The organism is Archangium sp., from assembly GCF_057119385.1.
The window spans coordinates 1-22,044 of sequence record NZ_DBNGVP010000061.1; the positions used below are offsets into that span (position 1 = coordinate 1).

A 22,044-nucleotide genomic window follows, 5' to 3' on the forward strand; every position below is an offset into this window, starting at 1 on the left:
GCCAGGACGTGGAGGAGGTGGAGGAGCACCCGGTGGTGCTGGCCTTCGCCCACGGCAGCCTGCGCCCACCGCCCAATCCGACGCGCTGGTGGGGAAGGCCGCTGGCGGTACCTGGAGGCCGGGAAGCCGTCTTCGAGATTCCGTGGCACAACTGGAACATCCGCGGCCAGTACGCGCCCCGGGTGCTCAAGCCCCCGTGTGTCCGCTCGTGGGAGCCACTCGAGAAGCACCACATCTTCCCGCAGGAGTTGGCTCTCTGGTTCAAGCGCCAGCACATCGCGATCCACGCCTATACGATTCGGCTGCCCAGGAGCTTTCACCGATGGCTACACAGCGGTGGGTCTCAAGGGGGCCAGTGGAATGATGCGTGGAGGCAATTCCGGCAAGACAACAAGGGGGCCAGCTCGGAAGACATGTGGCGATTCGCGGGTGAACTCATGTCGCGATTCAGAGTGATGGGCCCGCTCGTATCCTACTATTGTGAATGAGTACGGGCTACCCATGAACTATTTCACTCTCAAAGAAGACAAGTCGTCAGGTTACATGGGGTACATCGATTGCACCCACAAGTGGGGGCTTCCAGGAGTGCTTCGCTGCCCTGCCTGTACAGCCACGTGGAGTGGAGGCGCCAGCGCATACCCTTCTGTGGACCTGTCTACTGTGACCGCTCTGGCTGACTTCGAGGAACCCCGAGCCGAGCCTATCGAGGAATATGAGAGGCTGCGCGATCTGGTGCTGCCTCTGTTACCTCCAGGGTCATTGGTGGAACCGGGAACTGAGTTGGGCCCGCTCGTGGGCAAGGTCCAGGGCCGTTTCGGGTCGCTCGTGGCTCGCTTTCCGTGGTTGTTGTTGGCTCGGCGTGATGCATTGGAAAAGCTTCAGGCCGAAGGGCTTCGGGGACTCAAGGGCTGCCGCACGGAATTGCGTTCCCGCCAGAGGAACGCGCCCGAGTTGCTCGAGTTGGAACTTCTCCCCGTGGGTCGGATGCACTCGAATTGCCTGCCGCCAGATCGCAAACCGCCTTGTCCTCGCTGCGGCCGCGATGCACTCACGCGTCCCAGCAACATGCTGCTGGATGCATCCACGCTTCCCGGCCACTTGGACCTGTTCCGGCTGGAGGACTTCCCCACCACGATGGTCTGCACCGAGCGCTTCGTCGACGCTTGCCGCCGTCTCGAGCTGGATGGCGTGGTCTTCCAACCTCTGCCCGCCGCCTGACCTGGTCTCCGAGCGCATACCGTCAGCGGAGCATGATGTTGTCGAACACGGCGAGTTGCTCCATGCCCTCTTCGCCTCCCAACAGCATGAGCTTATGGGGGGAGTTCTGGAGTCTGTGCAACTCCACGGTACCTTGCAGCAGCAGGCGCAAGACCTCACCCGAGGAGTCGGGGGCCTGCCAGATGAGGAGCCAGGAATCATTCGTTCCCTGGCGCAACTTTGCACCCGTCAGCCGCCTGGCGATGCTGGCAAGCGGGTGCGTCAATTCCACCTGCAGCAGCATGTGTGTTCCAGCGGAATCCGTGGCGCGGATGCTGTGGTAGACGATGACTCTTCGTAGACCCTGCAGGTCGGGTGTCCACGTGACGCGCCCCGTGATGTCCCAGACGGAGAATGGACCCTCAGGCTCCATTCTGGAGAACGCCTCGGTCGCGAGGCTGACCCGCTGACCAGGGCCCTCCTGGGCGTGTGGCTGCTGGGGGGACTTCGAGGCAGAAGCGGTGGAAGGTACATCCTGCTCGGATGGAGCAACATCCGGTGCTGCTGCTTTTCCGAGCAGAAGCCCCATCACCAGCAGCGGGCCGAGAGACATTGAGAACACGTGGGGATTGTTTTCCGGAAGTGCTCGGGGTGCTCATTCGTGAAAGCGACTCACGGCCTTGAGCTGAACTTGTGGCACCACCCAGACGAATCCACCCGGGAACGCTTTCGTCGGGTCCCTTCCGAAGTGGGGAACCCCCGGCTTTCCGTCATACCAGACCTCCATGCACACGGGGACCTGTAACGCATTGACGGCGAAGGGGTTGAAGACGATGAGACGGGTATAGACGCGGTCTTCCACGATGATGCTCGCTCCGCCGAAGTTGCCACGCGCGCCGAGAGCACCCCAGTCGGATCGGAGCTCGACTCCGGTGCCATTCAGTGGCACCGACATCTTCTCTCCAAGCTTCTCCAGAGGAACGAGAAGCTCTCTCTGGTTGAGGCCAGAGCCATAGACGGCATCATGGAGGCTCCCGATGGCAATGCCGTGCTCCTTCATGGATTTGATCGATGAGGGAGGGCAGTCCATGAGTCCTTCGGCCTCGTAGAGGATCTTGCTCTTGACGAAGTTCTCGTAGAACGCCTTGTTGTGCACGGAGGCGCAGCCTGCCGCCAGGGCGGCGAGTGCGCCCAGCCCCAGGCAGGCGCTGATGCTCGGACGTGCCTTCCTGGCCTGGGTGGGAGGGGGCGGCTTCTGGGAACTCTGCTTCTCGGTCATGTCTTTCTCGCTATGTCTGGTGTTGACGACGGGCGCGGCAACGGCCTGTCCGTTGGGCGCCGCGTCCGCCACAACATGCGGCGGTTTCAGCGAGGGCACGACATCTGGGAAAAAAGCATCCCACCGTATGGGAAAGGCTTCGGGCGACATGAAAGGTTGGGTTGCTCCCACTACCTCCGAGGGGACCTCCGTCTTCCACGGGTGCAGGAGCCACAGCGCCGCGGTCAGCGCGAGGACTCCCAACCCCAGCGCTCCCCATCGCCATCCGCCCCCCGCCCGGGTGCCGTGCACGGGCGCCTGGGCCGTGAGCACCGCGCGGGTGGATGTCCCGTCCCGCTCCTCGCGAGGGGGCGCGGCCGTCCCCGGCCCGGCGCTCGTCTTCCGCGTGGGCACCTCGCCCCGCCGGGGAGGCTGCCGCGCGAGCCTGCTCATCCGCAGCAGCAGATCCTGCCCCTGCGCGAGCCGTCCCTGGGGCCGGGTGGTGGCGTTGTGGGGCGCATGGGGCTCGAACAGCGGCTCGCGCCATGACTCCTCCGCCTCCGCCCGCAGCACGGCCAGCACCGCGCGCACCTCGCCCGCGTCCGCGTACCTCGCGTCGGGGGACTTCTCCAGCATGCGCAGGCACAGCCGCTCCAGCGCCTCCGGCACCCACGGGTTGAGCTCGCGCGGAGGCACGGGCCGCTCGTTGAGCACCGCCGCGCCAATGGCCAGGAAGTCCGGGCCGGTGAAGGGCAGCCGGTCCGTGAGCACCCAGTACAGCTGCACGCCCGCCGCCCACAGGTCATCCGCGCGGGTGGGCAGGTAGCGCACGCCCGCGTCGCCCATGTGGTGGCGGAAGAAGTCCCAGGCCTCGGGGCTGCGGTACTCCGGGGTGCCCGGGGGCAGCACCGAGCTCGTCAGCGTGGGCGCCCCCAGGTAGGCCCCCGCCCCGAAGTCCACCAGCACCGGCCTGCCGTCCGCGGCGCGCACCAGGATGTTGGAGGCCTTCACGTCCCGGTGCAGCACGCCCGCGCCGTGCACCGCCTCCAGCGCCTCCATGAACTCCCCCATCAGCTCCACCACCCCGAGCGCCGACGGGTTGCTCCCGCGCACGTGCTCGTCCAGGGGCAGCCCGTCCACGTACTCCATGATGAGCACGCGGACGCGGGGCTCGTCCTCCGGCCAGTCCACGTACCCCAGCAGCCGCACCACGCCGGGGTGCCGCATCCGGCGCAGCACGTCCACCTCCCGCTCCTCCCACCCCCGCGAGCGCTCCAGGGGCAGCACCTTCAACGCGACGAGGCTCGTGGTGGCGTGCGCCAGGTACACGGTGCCGTAGCCCCCCGCCCCCAGGCGGCGCACCACCTCGTAGCCGGCCACCCGGGTGCCCGGGTCCAGCACGGGAGGGGGTTGCCGGCGGGGTCCGGGGCGGGCGCCGCGGCGGACGGGAGGGGACGGGGACCTTGGATTCTCAGCCATGCGGGTGACCTCCAGCGTCGTCTCCATGGCGCGAGGCCGCGGCGCTCCCGCCGCGGGTGCCTCCCGCATGTGAGCCGACACGTCATGCCGCCGGACACTACTCGCGGAATCACCCCGCAGGCTACTGCGCAGGTCACCCCACCTCGCGGGACGGGTTCCCCGCGGGTGGGCGGGCCCGTGTGGGCGGAGGGCACCTCCCGCCTCCCGGGCGAGCCTCCAGCCCTCGCCCGCCCCCCGTGGCAGGTGGCACGGGTTGAAGGGTCTCCCGGGGACCCCAACCTTCACGGGGACGTGTCCACCACCTCCCACCACGAGCTGTCCCTGACCGACCCCCGCCGCTTCCGCCGGCTGCTGCTGCGCGCCATCCTGCTCCCGGTGGGCCTGCTGCTGGTGCTCGCGGGCATCCTCATGTGGACGGTGGGCGGCCTCATCCAGGCCCAGGAGAAGGCGCGCCACTACCAGGAGGCCCTCACCCGGTTGGAGCGGGTGCGTCAGCTCTTCATCGACCGGGAGACGGGCGTGCGCGGCTATCTGCTCGCCGGAGAGCCCGTCTTCCTGGAGCCCTACCAGGCGGCCGGGCAGCGGCTCCCCCTGGCGCTCGCGCAGTTGGAGCAGGGCCTGGCGAGCGAGCCCGAGCAGCGGGCCTGGATGCAGGAGGTGCGTGGGCGCTGGCGGGAGTGGGAGCAGGTGGCCGACGAGCAGCTCTCCCGCTTCCACCAGGGAGGAGACTGGCTGTCCCTGGTGCGCTCGGGGGAGGGCAAGGCCCGCATGGACGCGCTGCGCTCGACGCTGGACACCATCGGCGCCGAGGAGCTCCAGCGCGCCACCCTCCAGGGCCTCGAGGCCGAGCGCGCGGGACGCTCCGTGCTCATCGCCGGAGGGCTGTGGACGCTCGCGGTGGGGGTGCTGCTGGCCTGGCTCAGCCGGCGTCAGCTCCTCGCGCTGGCGCGGGGCTATGACGCCAGCCTCGCCCAGGTGCGCGCCCAGGCGGACGCCCTGCGCGCCAGCGAGGCCCGGCTGGAGTCGCGCGTGGCCCAGCGCACCCTCGAGCTCACCGCCGCCAACAAGGAGCTGGAGTCCTTCAGCTACTCCGTCTCGCATGACCTGCGCTCGCCCCTGCGCGCCATCGACGGCTTCGCCCAGGCGCTGCGCGAGGACGAGGGCGAGCGGCTGTCCCCCGAGGGCCTGCGGCTCCTCACGCGCCTGCAGGCGGCCGCCACGCGCATGGGCCAGCTCATCGACGACCTGTTGCAGCTCTCCCGCGTCACCCGCGCCGAGCTGCGCCGCGAGCCGGTGGACCTCAGTGCCATCGCCGCCTCCGTGCTCCAGGAGCTGCGCCAGCGCGAGCCCGGGCGGGACGTGACGTGCTCGCTCCAGCCCGGCCTCACCGCGCGGGGGGACGCGCGGCTGCTCCGGGTGCTCCTGGAGAACCTGCTGGGCAACGCCTGGAAGTTCACCAGCAAGCGCTCCGGGGCCCTCATCGAGCTGTGCGCGGAGACGGCGGACGGGGTGACTCACTACGCTGTGCGCGACAACGGGGTGGGTTTCGACATGGCGTACGCGGGCAAGCTCTTCAGCCCCTTCCAGCGGATGCACAAGCCCTCCGAGTTCCCCGGCACGGGCATCGGGCTGGCCACGGTGCAGCGCATCGTCCACCGGCATGGCGGGGACATCTCCGCCCAGGCCACCCCGGGCGGAGGCGCCACCTTCCGCTTCACCCTCCAGGAGGCACTCGCATGATCGGCTCTCCCACCATCCTCCTCGTGGAGGACAACCCGGACGACGTGGACCTGACGCAGCGGGCCTTCCAGCGCGCGGGCGTCACCCGGCCCCTGGAGGTGGTGGAGGACGGGATGGATGCGCTCGACTACCTCTTCGGGCGGGGCGCGTTCGCGCACCGGGCCCAGGAGCCGCTGCCCGCGCTGGTGCTGTTGGACCTCAAGCTGCCGCGCCTGGACGGGCACGAGGTGCTGCGCCAGGTTCGCGCCCACCCGCGCACCCGCTTCCTGCCCGTGGTCATCCTCACCTCCTCGGACGAGGAGAAGGACCTGGTGGAGAGCTACAGCCACGGCTGCAACAGCTACGTGCGCAAACCGGTGAGCTACAACGAGTTCGTCGAGGCGGCGCGGCAGCTGGGCGTCTACTGGCTGGAGCTCAACCGCTCCCCGCAGCCGGGGGTGTCTGGATGACGAGGCCGCTGCGCGTCCTGCTGGTGGAGGACAACCCGGACGACCAGGAGTTGGTGGAGCGCGAGCTGCGCCGGGGGGACTTCGAGGTGTCCAGCCACAGGGTGCAGTCGGCCGAGGAGCTGCGCGCGGCGCTCGAGCCCGGGGCCTGGGACATCATCCTTTCGGACTACTGCCTGCCCGGCTTCAACGCGCCCGCCGCGCTGGACATCGTGCGCGACAGCGGCCTGGACATCCCCTTCATCGTCGTGTCCGGCAGCGTGGGCGAGTTCGAGGGCGAGGAGGTGATGAGGGCGGGCGCCCGCGACTACTTCCCCAAGACGCTCCTCACCCGGCTGCCGGCCGCGGTGGCGCGCGAGGTGGAGCAGGCCCGGCAGCGTCAGGCGCGCGCCCGGGCCGAGAGGGATCGCAACCTGCTGGCCCGCGCCGGGGAGGTGCTGGCCGGCTCGTTGGATTTGCAGGAGACGCTGGACAAGGTGGCGCGCCTGCCGGTGCCGGAGCTGGCGGACTGGTGCGCCGTCTACTTCTCCGAGGATGGGAAGCACCTGCGGGTGGCGTCCCTGGCGCACGAGGACCCACGGCAGGTGGAGCAGGGGTTGGAGACGGACCGCCTCTTCCCGCTGGAGCTGGACGCCCCCTTTGGCCCGGCGAGGGTGTTCCGGACGGGCGAGCCGCAGGTGCTGCCGGACGTTTCCCTGGAGCGGCTGCGGGCGCTGGCGCGCTCCCCGGAGCACCTGCGCCGGTTGCTCGCGCTGGGGCTGCGCTCCGTCACCCACGTGCCCCTGGTGGGACGCCTGGGCACGCTGGGCGTGGTGACGCTCGGCATCACGGAGCCGCGGCGGCCGCGCTTCACTCCGGAGGACCTGCCCGTGGCGCAGGAGCTGGTGCGCCGCGCCGCGCTGCTGCTGGAGAACGTGCGCCTGTACCGTGAGTCGCAGGAGGCCATCCGCCTGCGCGACGAGTTCCTCGCGGTGGCGGCCCACGAGCTGCGCACGCCGCTCACCACGCTGGGCCTGCAGCTGGGCACGCTGGTGCAGCGGGCGCGGCGCGAGTCCTCCCCGGAGATGGTGGAGCGGCTGGACAAGGGCCTGCGCCAGGTGAAGCGGCTGGGCACGCTGGTGGAGACGCTGCTGGATGTGTCGCTGCTGTCCACCGGCGAGGTGCCCCTGGCGCTGGAGGCGGTGGACCTGGTGGAGCTGGTGCGCGAGGTGTTGGAGCGCTTCGAGGCGGAGTCCCAGTCCATGGGGTGCGTGCTGCGGCTGGAGGCGGAGCGGGGGCTGGTGGGACAGTGGGACCGGATGCGGGTGGAGCAGGGGGTGTCCGCGCTCGTCTCCAACGCGCTCAAGTTCGGGGCGCGCCAGCCGGTGGACGTGCGGGTGATGGCGGACGGCGCGGGGGCGCGGGTGGTGGTGGAGGACCGGGGCATCGGCATTGCGCGGGAGCAGCTCGAGCACATCTTCGAGCGCTTCGGCCGGGCGGTGTCCTCGCGCTCGTACGGAGGGCTGGGGCTGGGGCTGTACCTGGCGCGCCGGGCGGCCGAGGCGCACGGGGGCCGGGTGTGGGCCGAGCCGCGTCCGGGCGGCGGGGCCCGCTTCACCCTGGAGTTGCCCTTGCGTGCCGTGGACAAGACGGTAGAGGAGTCCGCATGACGCGTCCCTTGCTGGTGGTGGATGACGACACGGACCTGCGCGAGGCGCTCGAGGAGGTGCTGCGCGACGCGGGCCACGCGGTGCTGGGCGCGGGCAATGGCCGCGAGGCGCTGGAGGTGCTCGCGCGGGCGCGGCCGCTGCCCGGGCTGGTGCTGCTGGACATGATGATGCCGGTGCTGGACGGGCCAGGCTTCGCCCACCAGATGCACGCGGTGCCCGAGTGGAAGGACATCCCCATCGTCATCTTCTCCGCCTCGGCGAGCAACGCGGCGGTGGCCGAGGAGGTGGGGGCGTGTGCCTACCTGCGCAAGCCGGTGGACGTGGAGGTGCTGGTGGAGACGGTGGGCCAGCACTTCCAGGGCGAGTGAGCGGCGCGAGGCGGGGCCTCAGCCGGCGCGGCGTACCCAGCTCGTCCACGCGCCCAGGTCCCGGTAGCCGAGCCGCTGGTACAGGCCATGCCCGAGGGCCGAGGCCTGCAGGACGGCGACGGTGCAGCCGCGGGCGCGCGCATCCGCGTGCAGGGCCTGCATGACGAGCGCGCCCAGTCCCCGGCGGCGGGCCTCGGGGTGGGTGGCCACGAGGTAGATGCCCGCGGTGCCGTCCTGCTCGAAGGCGACGCCCCCGGCGAGCGCGCGGCCGTCCTGGCGCACCAGCACGGCGTACAGCGGCGAGGAGGGCTCCAGCTGGGGGCGCCAGCTCTCGAAGTAGTCGGCGTGCTCCTGGCCATAGCTGAGCGCGTTGAGCTGGAGCACCTCGTGCAGCGTGTCCGGGTGCTCGAGCGTGGTGCCCGGGGCGAGCTGGGGAGGTGGGTGGTTCAGGGGGATGGCCATCGCGGGGAGGGAGTCCTCGGCGCGGTATCCGGCGCGGGCCAGCGCGGCCGCGGCGGCGGTGTCGCCCGGGTACACGGGGACGCGCCAGGCCGGAACGCCCAGCTCGCGGTACCACGCGTCGAGCGGCCCGAGCGCCTCGGCGAGCGCGCGGGCGTCGGTGTACAGCACCTGCTGCTGGAAGAGGGGGGCCCCGGGGCCGGGCAGGGCGAAGGCGCGCACTCCGGGCAGGTCCCTCATCCGCAGGGGACCGCCCCGGGCCTGGTGCGTCTTGAAGCCGTGGAGGTTGGCGCGCAGGCGCGCGGTGAGTTCAGCGTCCGTCATGGAGGGCAGGGTAGGCGCATCCATGCGCTCGCGGGTGGACAGCTGGCGTGCGGAAAATCCCCGGCCGGCCGCTCGGGAGGCTAGGGTGTGGACGCTCGCATGGAGCCCCGTTTCTACGCTTTCGATCCCCGTCCCACGCGCCGGGCCCTCTTCCTGGGCGCGTGCGTGCTCGCCGTTCTCAGCGCCTGGGCGCTGGCGGATGCGCGGGCGGCGGACAACGCTCCCCTGGCCATGGCCCGGGCGGGCATTACAGGCGGCCTCCTGCTCGCCTTCGTCTTCGCCTGGCATCGATTGCGGCCAAGGCCGGGCTGGGGCGTTACCTTGAGTGCTCGGGGCGTCGCATTGGCGCGTCCCTTCACCGGCAGCCAGCTGCAGCTGTCCTGGGGGCAGATCGACTCCGTGCGCCGCATCGGCCGCAAGGAAGACATGCTCGGCCTGTTCCTGGACGAGGGGGGCCGGGTGCTGCTCACGCGGCACCTCTTCCCCTCGCGCACGGCGTTCAGCGAGCTGGCGGCCGCCCTGGAAGAAAGGAAGCCCGCCCCGCGTTTTGACGCATAGCGTCGCGCGAGGCATTTCGTGAATCTTTTCGCTGCCTTGCGTGTTCTCAACACTCTTGTCCAGGGTGCCTCGAAGTGGTAGGCACACCTGTTCCCGCCAAGCGTCATCCCAAGGACTTTTCGCGCATGGAAAACATCCCCGCCCCCGGCGCCGCTACCCCGCCGCCGCCCGCGGATTACGACACCGGTGCCATCACGAAGCTGGAGGGCCTGGAGGCCGTCCGGAAGCGCCCGGGCATGTACATCGGCGACACCATGACGTACGGGCTGCACAAGCTCGTCTACGAGGTGGTGGACAACTCCGTCGATGAGGCCCTGGCCGGCCACTGCACCGACATCGAGGTGGTCATCCACGTGGACGGCTCGCTGTCCGTGCAGGACAACGGCCGCGGCATCCCCGTGGGTCCGCACCCGGACCCGAAGTTCAAGGGCAAGGACACCCTCGAGGTGGTGCTCACGGAGCTGCATGCCGGCAGCAAGTTCGGCAACGGCGCCTACAAGGTGTCCGGCGGCCTGCACGGCGTGGGCGTCACCTGCGTCAACTTCCTGTCCGAGTGGTTCAAGGTGCGCGTGCAGCGCAACGGCAAGGTGTACGAGCAGTCGTACGCGCGCGGCGTGTCCAATGGCGCGCCGGCCGTGGTCGGCGAGACGGACAAGCGCGGCACGCTCATCTGGTTCAAGCCGGACAACACCGTCATGGAGACGGCGGACTTCAACTTCGACACGCTCAGCCAGCGCATGCGCGAACTCGCGTTCCTCAACGCCGGCCTGCGGATCATCATCCGCGACATGCGCATCGGCAAGGAGCACGACTTCAAGTTCGATGGCGGCATCGTCTCCTTCGTCGAGTACATCAACAAGGCGAAGCAGTCGCTCAACGAGAAGCCCATCCACTTCCGCACGGAGCGGGAGGGCGTCTCGCTGGAGATCGCCCTGCAGTGGAACGACGGGTACGACGAGCGCATCTTCACGTTCGCCAACAACATCAACACCCACGAGGGTGGCAGCCACCTGTCTGGCTTCAAGGCGGCGCTCACGCGCACGCTCAACAGCTACGCCGAGAAGAGCGGGCAGTGGAAGGACCTGAAGGAGACGCCCACGGGCGAGGACGCGCGCGAGGGACTCGCGGCCGTCATCTCCGTGAAGCTGTCCAACCCCCAGTTCGAGGGGCAGACGAAGACGAAGCTGGGCAACAGCGAGGTGAAGGGCCTCGTCGAGCAGATGGTGAATGATCAGCTCGCGACCTTCCTCGAGGAGAACCCCACCGTCAGCAAGAAGATCGTCGCGAAGATTGGAGATGCCACGCGGGCGCGGATCGCCGCTCGCAAGGCGCGCGAGACGGTGCGGCGCAAGGGCGTGCTGGACGGTGGCTCGCTGCCGGGCAAGCTCGCCGACTGCCAGAGCCGCGACCCGAGCGAGAGCGAGCTCTACATCGTCGAGGGTGACTCCGCAGGTGGCTCGGCCAAGCAGGGCCGGGACCGGCGCAACCAGGCCATCCTTCCGCTGCGCGGAAAGATTCTGAACGTCGAGAAGGCGCGCTTCGAGAAGATGCTCACGAGCGCGGAGATCGTGACGTTGATCACGGCGCTGGGCACGGGGATTGGGCGCGAGGACTACAACCCGGAGAAGGCGCGCTACCACCGCATCATCCTGATGACGGACGCCGACGTGGACGGCAGCCACATCCGCACGCTGCTGCTCACGTTCTTCTACCGGCAGATGCCGGAGCTCATCCAGAACGGGTACCTCTACATCGCGCAGCCGCCGCTCTACAAAGTCACGCGCAACAAGAAGGACATGTACGTGAAGGACGAGCGCGGGCTGAACGACTACCTGCTGCGCATCGCCGCGGAGCACTCGCGGGTGGTGATGGAGGGCGGGGAGCTGGGCGGCTCGGAGCTGCGCGGGCTGCTGGAGAAGGTGATTACGTACGAGGAGCGCCTGGAGAAGATGGCGTCGCGGCGGGATGCGCGGGTGGTGGACGCGCTGGTGCAGGCGGGCCGGGTGGACGCGGGGCTGCTGACGGACGAGGAGGCGCTGCGGGGGCAGGTGGAGAAGATGGTGGAGTACCTGAAGGCGCGGATGCCGGACACGCTGGGCCGCTTCGAGGTCTCCTACCCGGTGGATCCGGAGCACCACACGCGCAAGCTGGTGGTGAAGACGGACATCAACGGAGGCGTGCGCCAGACGGTGTTCGACCACGGCTTCCTGTCGTCGCCCGAGTACCTGGAGCTGGTGAGTCTGCGCGAGACGTTCAAGGGGATGGGGAAGGCGCCCTACCGGGTGAAGGTGGGGGATGGCGAGGTGGTGGCGTTGTCGGTGCAGGAGGTGCTGGCGGCGGTGCGCAAGGACGCGCAGAAGGGGCTGGGCCTGCAGCGCTACAAGGGTCTGGGCGAGATGAATCCGGAGCAGTTGTGGGAGACCACGATGAATCCGGTGACGCGGACGCTCTTGCAGGTGCGCATCGAGGACGCGGTGGAGAGCGACGAGATCTTCTCGCTGCTGATGGGCGAGGCGGTCGAGCCGCGGCGCGAGTTCATCGAGCGCAACGCGCTGGACGTGCAGAACCTGGACATCTGATCCAGGGGGCCCTCACCGTGTGAATCCCCTCTCCCTCCGGGAGAGGGCCCACTCTCCCCTCTCCCTCCGGGAGAGGGACGGGGTGAGGGTATCTTGGCCCCCGAGTTGAACCCTTGTTATCCCGATTGCTCCGTCCTGTCGGGTCTTGGTAGAGGATTCGCTCCCCCCTCACCGAGGAGCGAGTCATGAAGATGCAGCGGGTGGTGCTGTCGCTGGTGTCCCTGATGGCGGCGTGTGGTGGCGTGGTGGAGCAGGAGCCGGTCCCCGCGAGCGTGGAGGAGGCGCTGGTGCTCGGTGGCACCGCCTGCGGCCCCAACGTGTGTGGCACGGGCACCTATTGCTGCAACGCGAGCTGTGGCGTCTGCGCCGCCAAGGGCGCCTCGTGTCTCGACGTGATGTGCGAGACGAGCGCCCAGCCCGAGGTGAAGGCCGAGGCGAAGCAGGCCGAGCCCGCCTCCATCGCGATCAGCTCCGGCGGCCCTTGCGGCTCCAACTACTGCGGCAAGGGTTACTTCTGCTGCAACCCGGGCTGCGGTGTGTGCGCGCCCGACGGTGGTGGCTGCCCGGATGTGATGTGCGACTGAGCAGGCGAGCGGGCGGCGCTCCGCCTGGCCGCTGATCCCTGACGTTTCCAGACCCCAAAAAGACCCGTGGGCCCGGTGCCGAAATCGGCTCCGCGCCCACGTGCCTTTCCCGTCCTTGTTGAGCTGGGTCGCGGAACGGCTGCGACCCCCATGAGCCCTTACGGAAGGAACTTGTTGTAATCCCCGAGGACCACCCGGTGGGGGCCTCCGTGACAGACAGGGTACGCATCACCTCCGACATGCGAGGGGAGGTGGTTTGTGCCCGGCTGGGGGGTACGAATGGGATGGACGAATCAGGCGGCCAGCGCCTGATTGCCCGTGCCCTTTGTTTAACCCAGTTGCTGTTTTGTGGTCAACGAGAAGTGCCACGCAGCGCGGCCGCTCGTTCCCGGCGGGACATGGCCGTGACATCCACGATGTCCACCTCGAGCGCACCCGTGTTGTCGTTCAACTGGGTGTCCGGAAAGGTGCACCGCAGCGTCTCGGCGCCCGTCATCTGGTAGCGCTTGCCCGCTTCCAGGAGCCGGTGGTTGTGCCGGCCCGTCTTCGCGTTGCTCTCGGCGCACAGCACCCGACGTGTACGGCCCGTGGGCCCCGGGCGCAGCTCCGCCAGGTCATCGCGCACGGTGAGCAGGTACATGGCGTCCGGGTTGAGCCCGCGCACGGCCAGATGGTGCTGGGGCTCGAGCACCAGGGCGTTGCGGTTGGGATCAAACGTGAGCTGGCGCGGCGGCACCCACTTGGACTGGCGCACGTTCACCCGGATCGCGCCCGCGTTGGTCGTCGTGTCGTCGTCCAGCAGGAAGACGTGCAGCTTGCGCACACCCTTGAAGGTGCGCGGCGCGGGGCCGATCAGCCCGAAGGAGTCCTCCACGGACAGGTTCTCCCCCTCGGCGAACCAGGCCAGGGTGTTGGACGCGCTCGCGCGGCCCTGGCCCAGCAGGGCGCTGCCGGTGGTGCTGAGGGAGTAGCTCGCCCCGGTGTTGAGCTCGATGGAGGCCGTGGCGTACTTCTCCACCGGGAAGGCGTTGTACTGGGGGCGCAGGACGAACACCCGCGTCGGGTAGTCCACCTCGTTGAACTTCTTGAGGTCCACCGGCGCCGCCGCGGTGTCCGGCGTGGCGGGCGTCCCGGTCCGCGCGTCCGGCGCGGCGGCCTGCTGCTCGCCGGCCGTCTCCGGAGCGGGCGCGGTGGCGGTGGGCTCGGGCTTCGGGGCGGGGGGCTCCGGCTCCAGGGGCTCGAGATCCGCGTGCATCTTCGGTCCCGACTCGGTGGTGAGGGTGAAGCGCCTGGTCCAGGGCCGGTAGCCGGGCAGGGTGACGACGAGGGTGTTGCCCTCGTGGAGGGGGACGTTCGGCACGACGAGCGGCGTGACGCCGGGCACGTCGCGGCCGTTGAGCTTCACCGTGGCGCCCGCCGGGATGGAGCTGATCCACTGCGTGCCCATCGGCACTTCCTCCACCGCCTTGCTGGAGAAGGCGAAGTGGAGGATGGCCAGCACCAGCGCGATGAGGAAGAGGGGGACGCTGATGAGCATCACCAGCCGTTGGCGCCGCTCGGCGCGCTCCTGGGCCTCGCGCTCCCGGGCCTCGCGCACGGGGGCCAGGGGGTCCGGCACCAGCTTGACGGCGGGCACCTCGACGGGGGTGTCGTGCGGGGCGTCGGCGGTGCTCTCCGCGGCGGTGGCGGGCTGCGACGAGGCCGTGGAGGTCTCCTGCTCCAGCGGCGGGGCCGCCATGGTGGCGGGGGAGGACACGCGCGTCACGCCGGCGCTCGACGTCACCCGGCGCCCGGAGGCGGAGCTGATGGTGCGCGCGCCCGCGTTGCTGGCGGGCCGGGCGGCGCCGTTGGTGGAGGGCCTCAGCGCGGGACGGCTGCCCGTGTTGCTCGACGGCCGTCCACTGTCACTGCCGGGCCGTGACTGCACGGCGCGCATGCCGGAGCCGGTGCTCGTCCTGCCGCTGGCCGGGCCCGGCAGGGCCCCCATGGGCTCGCTGATGGGCTGGGCCTGCCACGCGGCGAGCTGCTCCAGGAAGGCGGGCGTCACCTCCACCTTGCGGCCCTCGGCGGCGAGCTCCTCGGCGAAGAGGTGGCCCAGCAGCTGCGACAGCATGGCCGGCGAGAAGCGCGGCCAGCCCGAGTAGAGCTGCTCGCGCAGCGCCTCGGAGAAGGCCTGGGCGGTGGGGTAGCGCTGCTCCCGCTCCCGTGCCATGGCGGTGGCCATCACCGCCTCCAGCTCCGGGGTGATGGCGGGGTTGAGCGAGGAGGGCGGCGGGTAGTTGCCGTCGAGGATGCGCGGCAGCACCGCGGCGAGCTCGCCCTCGTAGGGGCGCCGGCCGCACAGCATCTCGTAGAGCACCACGCCCACGGCGAAGATGTCCGAGCGCGCGTCCAGGTCCTGCTCGCCCCGGGCCTGCTCGGTGGAGAAGTACGGGTACTTGCCCTTGAGCGTGCCGGGCGAGGTGCGCGACTCCACGACGCTCGTCGCCTTGACGATGCCGAAGTCGATGACCTTGACCTGGCCCTCGTAGGAGATGAGCACGTTGTCCGGCGACACGTCGCGGTGGACGAGCCCCATGGGCCGCCCGTCCTCACCGATGTGCCGGTGCGCGTAGTCCAGCCCGTCGCACATCTGGGTGGCGACGAAGAGCGCCAGCGGCATGGGCAGGCCGGGCAGTCCGGCCTTCTGCGCGCGGCGCAGCAGCTTGGACAGCGTCTGGCCGTGCACGAACTCCATGGCCAGGAAGTACTGGCCGTCGATCTCTCCGAAGTCGAAGACCTGGGCGATGTTGCCGTGGGTGAGCCCCGCGGCCACGCGCGCCTCGCTGACGAACATCTCCACGAAGTCGGGCTCGTCGGCGAAGTGGGGGAGGATCTGCTTGATGACCACCGGCTTGGTCACCCCCGCGGCGCCCTTCATCCGCGCGCGATAGGTGATGGCCATCCCGCCCGCGGCGAGCTTCGAGACCAATTCGTACTTGCCAAACTCCCGGGCTTCGTTGGCGGCCACGATGCGCGTCGCGTTGTTGGAGGACAGGGGGAGGCGGGAGCATACCCCGCTTCCTGGAAAAGTCCTGCCTGGGGGGGTCCCCGGATGGCTTTCCCGCCTGACTCCAGGGGTGGGCTGCGAATCCAGCCGTCAACGTTCTATCCTGGAATCCGTCGGGCGGGCAGCTCCGGCCGGGGGATGGGTCCGCCCCCCTGCCCGCCCGGGAGAAGGGGTTGCCGATGATGGTGCGACTGTGGGTGCTCGTCCTGGCGGTGCTGCCGGGCGCGGTCCAGGCCCAGGTGTGCGAGGCGCGGGCGGTGGGGGAGCTCCCCGCCCAGGCCGTCCCCGCGCAGGTGGAGCCCGTGTCCCTCGCGGAGGTGGCGCCGGCCCGGCCCCGCTTCGAGGTGCTGCCGGCGGCCGTCTCGGTGGTGCCCGGCCTGCTGCTGCACGGGATGGGGCCGCTCGTGGCGGGGGACACCGCGACGGCGGGGCGGCACTTCCTCCTGGAGGGCTCGGGCCTGGGGCTGCTGCTCGCCGGGGGCGTGCCCATCGCCCTGTCCGGGGCCTCGCGCCGGGTCATCGGTCCGCTGTACGCGGTGACGCTGGCGGGGGTGGGCGTGCTCTCCATCTCCACGCTGGCCAACCTCTACGGCGCCCTGGCGCCCGCCTTCCCTCCAGGCGAGGTGGCGCGGCACCTGCCCCCGCTCGAGCTGGAGCTGGGCTACCAGCACGTGGTGGACCCGGCCTTCGACTACCGGCACTTCGTCTCGGTGGGCGCGCTGGCGCGGCTGGAGCGCGTGCGCCTGGAGGCCGGGGCGAAGCTGTCGCCGGGCGAGGGCAACGTGCGCGTGCGCGTGGGCGGGGCGTACCGGCTGCTGGGCGCACCCGAGGGCGCGCGCGCGGGCGCGGACGGCACGGCGTTGGACCTGGAGGCCGCGGCCCTGGCGCACCGCTACCCCACCGAGTCCTTCACGCTGGCCGGTGGCGAGCTCTTCCTGCGGGGCCGCTACGACATGGCGCGCTTCAGCCCGCGCATGGCCGGCTCCTTCGCGGAGATGGGCGTGGGCTTCGCCATGCAGGGCTACGTCTACGCGGGCCCGGTGGACGACATCCTCTTCGAGCAGCTCCTCTTCACCTTCGGCTACGGCGTGTACCTGGGCCGCGGCGGGCCCTTCCGGGGCGAGGCGATGCTCTACTACGATCACCGCAAGGACGACTTCCCGGGAGGCATCAGGGGAGGCAGCGGCGTGCCGGGGTACGTGGGGCTGCGCGGGCGCATGCTGCTCACCGGGCCGTGGGGCGTGGCCGCGGAGCTCCAGGCGGGCTCGGCCGTGGTGGGCCGGGTGTCACTCGTCTACGCGTTGGGAGGTGAGCCGTGAGGAGCATTCGCCGGGGAGCCGCCGTGCTCGCGCTGCTGGCCGCGGGCTGCAGCCAGCGGCCGGCCGAGGAGCGCGCGCTGAAGGACCTGCGGGTGGGCCAGGTGGACGCCAACGGCGTGGCCTTCACCGTGGAGGACGGACTGGCCGTGGTGCGCAAGGTGGAGCCGGGCACGCTGACGCTGTGGGGCTCGGCCCCGGCCTTCCACGTGCGCGCGGTGTCCTCCGCCGGGGCCACCGAGGAGTGGACGGTGGTGGTGCGCAACGCCATGCCGGACGCGGAGCTCTCGGCCTCGGTGGGCGGCGAGCCGCTCCTGGTGGAGGCCCTGCCCGAGGGACCGCTGCCCACCGTGAAGACGTGGAAGGTGCGGGTGCCCGCGGGCGCCGAGGCCCGGCTGACGGTGGCGCCTCCGCTGTGGGATCAGCCGATGCCCTTCCGCTTCGCGGCGCTGGCGGACGTGCAGGAGGCCCTGCCCCGGGTGGGCGACATCTACCGGCGCATCAACGCGGACCCCACGCTGCGCTTCATCTACTTCTCGGGGGACCTGACGCAGCGGGGCACCGTGGAGCAGCTGGAGGAGTTCCAGTCCCGCCTGCTCGAGTCGCGCATCCCCCTGTTCGCCACGCTCGGCAACCACGAGCTCATCACCCCGGACCCGCGCTACCACGAGTACTTCGGCCGGGGGAACCTGCACTTCACCTTCCACGGCGTGCACTTCACGATGATCGACTCGGGCAACGGCTCGTTGGATCCGAGGGCCGAGGAGATGCTGGACGGGTGGCTGGCGGCGGGGCGGGACGCGGTGCACATCCTCGGCACGCACATCCCCATCGTGGACCCCATCGGCGTGCGCAACGGCGCCTTCGCGAGCCGCAACGAGGCGGCGGCCCTGCTGGCGAAGCTGGCCAACGCGAAGCTGGACCTCACGCTCTACGGCCACGTGCACTCGTACTACTCGTTCTCCAACGCGGGGATTCCGTCCTTCATCTCGGGCGGCGGCGGCGCCATTCCCGAGCAGTTCGACGGCGTGGGCCGGCACTTCCTCGCGGTGGAGGTGGACCCGGCCCAGGGGGTGCGCACCGTGTCGCTGGTGCGCGTGGACTGAGCGGCCCGCCTCCTCTCCTACTTCTCCGCGGTGGGCGACACGGACGCCTCCGGGGTCTCCACGGGCGTGGGCAGGGGCCGCGCCAGGGTGGCGGAGAAGCTGGGGTCTCCCGCCGCGGCCAGCGTCTTGCGCAGCGCCATCACCGCGTCATCCACCACGCCCTGTCCCACGATGTTGCTGAGCGCGAGCCCCAGGCTGATGCTCTTGGCCACCGCGTCCATCTTCTTCTCGCGCAGCGCCGAGACCACGTTGGCGAAGTCCTGCTTCTCCTGATCCGTCACGTTCTGCATCATCGCGAAGGCGAGCTGCGGCAGGGCCACCTCGAGCTGCTCGAAGGGAACCATGTGCATGGTCCTGGCCATCATCTCGGCGCGCACCCTGGCGCGAGCCCGGTCCACGGCGCGGTCCGTCGCGGAGAGCATGACCTGCAGCAGCGCGCTCGGGCCGATGGCGATGTCCTCGTTGCCCACGCGCATGTTGAAGGCCGAGGAGCGCAAGAGCCCCATGGCGCCAAACCCGGCGACCAGCGTGTACCCGACCCGCGCCGACGCCGGCCCCTCCCCGAGCAGCACCCCCTGGGCATCCGCCGGGTTCAGCGTCTTGAGCGCGAGCAGGGCCAGGAGCGAGGCGAGCACGTTGAGCAGCGTGTAGGTGATGGCGTGGCGGTTGGTGATGGCCTCGTAGGGGTCATCCTTGTAGCGGGAGACGAGCTCGCCAATTCCGATGAACGCACCGATGAACGCCACGGCGGTGTACTGCGCCGTGTCCGCGAGCAACTCCACCATCTCTGGCTGCATGTCGACTCCCCCAGGGCCCGCTCTTGCCGGGCTCCCCGCGCGATTCTACCTCCCCGTGCCGGACCCGATGAGACCGGAGATGGAGGGTCCATCGCCCACATGGGGGGAGTCATCCGGGCCGGACGCCGCTGGCATGGCGGGGGGTGAACACGGCGCGGGGCCGGTAAATCGGCCTCGGAGCGGACCCCCTTGAAAAGGCACTGAACATCTGTGCACATGAGGGCCCCACGCAGCACGCTGGAGGGGAGTCCCAGGCCATGTTCGACGCGAACGAAAACGATCCCATCTCGCCCGCGATGCGGGCACTGCTCGAGGTGTTCTCCACGGAGCTGTCCGAGGTGAAGTTCCCGGACGTGGACGCGGAGGTGTTGGAGGAGGCGGCGAGCCGGGTGAGGGCGCAGGCCGAGGCGGTGGCGAAGGCGCAGGCGGCGCTGGAGGCGGCGCGCCAGGTGCTGGCCGAGGGGCAGGAGGCGCTGGTGCAGAAGGGCCAGCGGGCGCTGGCGTACGCGCGGGTGTTCGCCGAGGAGGACGCGGAGCTGAGCACGAGGCTGGAGGCCATCCCGCTGCCGAGGGCGGGGCGCAAGGTGGCGCGCGCGGACGGTGGCGTGACGGCCGAGGCCCCCGCGCAGAGCGACGAGTCGGCGCCGAAGCGCCGGGGCCGTCCGCCGAAGTCCCGCCCGAGCGCCCCGCTGTTCGCCGAGGGCGGCTCGCCCGAGGCCGTCGCCATCGAGTCGGTCGAGACGGCGCCCGTGGCCGCCCGTCCCGCCGCGGCGTGAGGCAGGCCAAAGGATATTGACCCTACCTCGGCTCCTCCCAGGGATGTGGGGGTCCCCTGAGCTCTTTCCGGGTCAAGTTGGCTTGCTGAACAAGAGGCACGTGCTGGCCTGGATGCATCCCCATCCCGAGGGGCCCCACCCGTAGGCATCACGGGGCCACAGGTTTGGCTCGGCCGCTCTGGTTTGTGCTTGCCAATCCGCCCTATTTCAGGCCGCTTCCTTCTTTCCGTCCCCGACAAAGCCGAAGTTAGTAGCACCCCCGGAACTACCCCCGGAGCTACTAGGGACCTACTAACAAAGCCGAAGTTAGTAGTCGTCGTACTTGGCGTGAGTGCTATCCCGAACTACTATGTAACTACTATTAGTTACTAAATTAGTAGATCGGAGATGTCGTGCGGATCCCAGCTACGCCTCCTGACCCTCAAGCTGCCTTACAAGCCCTCCTGAAGGGGGATCCAGGCCGCTTGTCGCGTTTCTTCTCGCGCGGATTCAAACCCGAGATCGATGGACAGTACCTTCATTGGGACCAACTTCGGCGGCACCCTCCGCTAGAGGGACTGACACACGAGGAGTGGTGGACTGGCGTCAGCATGGCTCGGAGGGTGCTTAGGACCGAGTTGCCTCTCACTGACAACACAGGGCACAACTTCCACTTCGCGCGAACCGATGGTCTTCTGCTCGCATTGCATCAAATCGACCGCGATATGGGCGGACGGCTTGAGATGGCCGACCCGCAGTTGACCAATAAGGAAGTTCGAGGCCGGTACATCATCCGCTCCCTGATGGAGGAGGCGATTACCTCCAGCCAGTTGGAGGGAGCTTCGACGACCCGCCGTGTCGCAAAGGACATGCTCCTGCACGGGCGGCAGCCGCGAACGAAAGATGAGCGGATGATCTTCAACAATTTCCGGGCGATGGAGCTGCTGCGTAGAAAAGCTCAGGAGCCCCTATCAATCGCTTTGCTTCTTGAACTGCACGAGGTCATCACCGAAGGCACCTTGGAGCATGGTGAGGTAGGGCGGCTGAGGCGCCCAGACGAGCCCGTCACAGTGCAGGACATCAGCAATGGACAAGTTCTCCACATCCCCCCAGATGCACGCGCGCTTCCTTCGCGAATAGAAGCTCTCTGCACGTTTGCAAATGAAAACGCCGGGAATGCCTTCGTCCACCCTGTTGTTCGCGCTATCGGTCTCCACTTTATAATCGCTTATGACCATCCGTTTGTCGACGGCAATGGCCGTACCGCGCGTGCACTCTTCTATTGGAGCATGATCCGGCAACGCTATTGGATTGCAGAGTTCCTCTCCATCTCTCGGATCATCCAGGAAGCACCTGTCCAGTACAGTCGCGCCTTCCTGTTCACCGAGACAGACGGAAGCGACCTCACCTACTTTCTCTTGCACCAACTGGAGGTCATCCGAAGAGCAACGCAGGATCTCTACGTGTATCTCGACCGCAAGAGCAAGGAGGTGCAGGAGGTAGAGGTGCTTCTCAGGGCTGTAGATAACGTCAATCACCGCCAACGGTCGCTTTTGGCCCATGCGCTTCGTCACCCGGGCGCGCAGTACTCGATTGAACCCTACCGCCGCGAGCACGGCGTCGTTTACCAGACCGCTCGTCAAGACCTGCTCGATTTGGAGAAGGCCGGTTACCTGCGGAAGAAGCAAGTGGGGCGGGCCTTCCATTTCTACGCTGTCCCAGAACTTGAGCGGCTTCTGAGGGAGAAGAATTCCTGACGGTAGGGCTCAGGCGGTGCTACGGCTCAGGCGGGTCCTCGGGCGCGAAAGGAGACTGACACAGTTCTCGGCTCCTCCGGGTCCCGGTAGGACATTTCGACGACGAGTTCGTAGGGCTGCGCCAAGTCCGCCCAGTTCCCGCCCCAGACTTTTCCGCAACTCCATCACCATTCGATGTCCCTCTTCGTCGGGAGCGGAGGCCGACCGGAGCCGGTGGGTCAGCACCTGTTCGAGCTCGCGGCAGAGCCAGGTGCGATCTTCTGTTCGGATGAAGTGTTCGTAGGAGAAGCGCGGATCAAGCATGTGCGGTTCCCTGCATGGAGCGGCGCTCCGCGTAGAGCTTGTCCCGCCACGCCAGCAGGTCCCCGAACTCCTCGGCCAGAGCTGGCTCGGTGAACGCGGCGCGCATCGCGGGGCCGAGGGGAATGATGGGGTGCTCCACCGGCCGCACCAGGGTCAGTGACACGGCGATGGCGATGTCCGCGAAGGTGAAGTCGGAGAGCAGCGTGTCGCGCCCCCGCAGCTCCGTCCGGAGCCCTTCGAGTCCCCGCCGGATCGTCGCCCGATCCTGCTCCGGGTCACGCGTGTCCAGGCGGTACTTCCGGTTCATGAACGTCGTTCCC

19 protein-coding genes are annotated in these 22,044 nt (G+C 69.3%); 13 read left to right on the top strand and 6 right to left on the bottom strand.

Annotated elements, in window-relative coordinates; genetic code table 11:
* Both sitA6 and sitI6 read left to right on the top strand, forming a co-directional pair.
* Positions 1–488 (top strand): SitA6 family polymorphic toxin lipoprotein (gene sitA6, locus AC16DP_RS13405; RefSeq protein ID WP_483956718.1); only part of this gene is annotated, 488 nt, incomplete at its 5' end.
* A 13-nt stretch (positions 489–501) separates the two neighbouring features.
* Positions 502–1,218: a SitI6 family double-CXXCG motif immunity protein gene (gene sitI6 / locus AC16DP_RS13410; protein WP_329733585.1), complete on the top strand. Its 717-nt coding sequence runs from the start codon at positions 502–504 to the stop codon at positions 1,216–1,218.
* A gap of 22 nt (positions 1,219–1,240) precedes the next feature.
* Here sitI6 and AC16DP_RS13415 read toward each other — a convergent pair whose 3' ends face one another.
* Both AC16DP_RS13415 and AC16DP_RS13420 read right to left on the bottom strand, forming a co-directional pair.
* Complete coding sequence (locus tag AC16DP_RS13415; RefSeq protein WP_329733586.1) at positions 1,241–1,810, bottom strand: SRPBCC family protein; 570 nt, start codon at positions 1,808–1,810, stop codon at positions 1,241–1,243.
* 42 nt (positions 1,811–1,852) lie between these two features.
* Positions 1,853–3,934, bottom strand: coding sequence for a serine/threonine protein kinase (locus tag AC16DP_RS13420; protein ID WP_329733587.1), 2,082 nt, complete (start codon positions 3,932–3,934; stop codon positions 1,853–1,855).
* Between the two features lie 291 nt (positions 3,935–4,225).
* Here AC16DP_RS13420 and AC16DP_RS13425 point away from each other — a divergent pair, with 291 nt between their 5' ends.
* The 4 genes from AC16DP_RS13425 to AC16DP_RS13440 are packed head-to-tail and all read left to right on the top strand — an operon-like array spanning position 4,226 to position 8,137.
* A complete protein-coding gene (locus AC16DP_RS13425) occupies positions 4,226–5,674 on the top strand; it encodes a sensor histidine kinase (RefSeq protein ID WP_329733588.1) in 1,449 nt (482 codons plus the stop codon).
* Entirely contained in the window at positions 5,671–6,123 is a 453-nt protein-coding gene (locus AC16DP_RS13430; RefSeq protein ID WP_329733589.1) for a response regulator, read from the top strand. Before AC16DP_RS13425 ends, AC16DP_RS13430 begins: the two co-directional genes overlap by 4 nt.
* Positions 6,120–7,769 (top strand): hybrid sensor histidine kinase/response regulator, encoded by a 1,650-nt coding sequence (locus AC16DP_RS13435; RefSeq protein ID WP_329733590.1) that lies wholly within the window; start codon positions 6,120–6,122, stop codon positions 7,767–7,769. Before AC16DP_RS13430 ends, AC16DP_RS13435 begins: the two co-directional genes overlap by 4 nt.
* Complete coding sequence (locus AC16DP_RS13440) at positions 7,766–8,137, top strand: response regulator (RefSeq protein WP_329733591.1); 372 nt, start codon at positions 7,766–7,768, stop codon at positions 8,135–8,137. The genes AC16DP_RS13435 and AC16DP_RS13440 overlap by 4 nt, the downstream gene beginning before the upstream one ends.
* 18 nt (positions 8,138–8,155) lie before the next feature.
* Here the strand turns inward: AC16DP_RS13440 and AC16DP_RS13445 are convergent, their stop codons facing one another.
* Positions 8,156–8,944, bottom strand: a complete 789-nt coding sequence (locus AC16DP_RS13445; RefSeq protein ID WP_329733592.1) for a GNAT family N-acetyltransferase — start codon at positions 8,942–8,944, stop codon at positions 8,156–8,158.
* A gap of 75 nt (positions 8,945–9,019) precedes the next feature.
* Here AC16DP_RS13445 and AC16DP_RS13450 point away from each other — a divergent pair, with 75 nt between their 5' ends.
* The 3 genes from AC16DP_RS13450 to AC16DP_RS13460 all read left to right on the top strand — a co-directional run bounded on the left by AC16DP_RS13450 (position 9,020) and on the right by AC16DP_RS13460 (position 12,641).
* Positions 9,020–9,478: a hypothetical protein gene (locus tag AC16DP_RS13450; protein WP_329733593.1), complete on the top strand. Its 459-nt coding sequence runs from the start codon at positions 9,020–9,022 to the stop codon at positions 9,476–9,478.
* A 125-nt stretch (positions 9,479–9,603) separates the two neighbouring features.
* Positions 9,604–12,057 (top strand): DNA topoisomerase (ATP-hydrolyzing) subunit B, encoded by a 2,454-nt coding sequence (gene gyrB, locus AC16DP_RS13455; protein WP_329733594.1) that lies wholly within the window; start codon positions 9,604–9,606, stop codon positions 12,055–12,057.
* A gap of 185 nt (positions 12,058–12,242) precedes the next feature.
* Positions 12,243–12,641, top strand: a complete 399-nt coding sequence (locus tag AC16DP_RS13460) for a hypothetical protein (RefSeq protein WP_329733595.1) — start codon at positions 12,243–12,245, stop codon at positions 12,639–12,641.
* Positions 12,642–12,993: 352 nt separating this feature from the next.
* Here the strand turns inward: AC16DP_RS13460 and AC16DP_RS13465 are convergent, their stop codons facing one another.
* Positions 12,994–15,651: a protein kinase domain-containing protein gene (locus AC16DP_RS13465; protein ID WP_329733596.1), complete on the bottom strand. Its 2,658-nt coding sequence runs from the start codon at positions 15,649–15,651 to the stop codon at positions 12,994–12,996.
* Between the two features lie 218 nt (positions 15,652–15,869).
* Here AC16DP_RS13465 and AC16DP_RS13470 point away from each other — a divergent pair, with 218 nt between their 5' ends.
* Complete coding sequence (locus tag AC16DP_RS13470; RefSeq protein ID WP_329733597.1) at positions 15,870–17,009, top strand: hypothetical protein; 1,140 nt, start codon at positions 15,870–15,872, stop codon at positions 17,007–17,009.
* Positions 17,006–18,112, top strand: a complete 1,107-nt coding sequence (locus tag AC16DP_RS13475) for a metallophosphoesterase family protein (protein WP_329733598.1) — start codon at positions 17,006–17,008, stop codon at positions 18,110–18,112. The genes AC16DP_RS13470 and AC16DP_RS13475 overlap by 4 nt, the downstream gene beginning before the upstream one ends.
* A 17-nt stretch (positions 18,113–18,129) precedes the next feature.
* On the opposite strand, the gene AC16DP_RS13480 is transcribed toward AC16DP_RS13475, so the two are convergent.
* Positions 18,130–18,909: a hypothetical protein gene (locus AC16DP_RS13480; RefSeq protein ID WP_329733599.1), complete on the bottom strand. Its 780-nt coding sequence runs from the start codon at positions 18,907–18,909 to the stop codon at positions 18,130–18,132.
* Between the two features lie 257 nt (positions 18,910–19,166).
* On the opposite strand from AC16DP_RS13480, the gene AC16DP_RS13485 reads away from it, so the two are divergent.
* A complete protein-coding gene (locus tag AC16DP_RS13485; RefSeq protein WP_329733600.1) occupies positions 19,167–19,685 on the top strand; it encodes a hypothetical protein in 519 nt (172 codons plus the stop codon).
* A 722-nt stretch (positions 19,686–20,407) separates the two neighbouring features.
* Positions 20,408–21,421: a Fic family protein gene (locus tag AC16DP_RS13490; protein ID WP_483956719.1), complete on the top strand. Its 1,014-nt coding sequence runs from the start codon at positions 20,408–20,410 to the stop codon at positions 21,419–21,421.
* A gap of 295 nt (positions 21,422–21,716) precedes the next feature.
* On the opposite strand, the gene AC16DP_RS13495 is transcribed toward AC16DP_RS13490, so the two are convergent.
* Positions 21,717–22,031 (bottom strand): glutathione S-transferase C-terminal domain-containing protein, encoded by a 315-nt coding sequence (locus AC16DP_RS13495; RefSeq protein ID WP_329733602.1) that lies wholly within the window; start codon positions 22,029–22,031, stop codon positions 21,717–21,719.
* Positions 22,032–22,044: the final 13 nt, after the last annotated feature.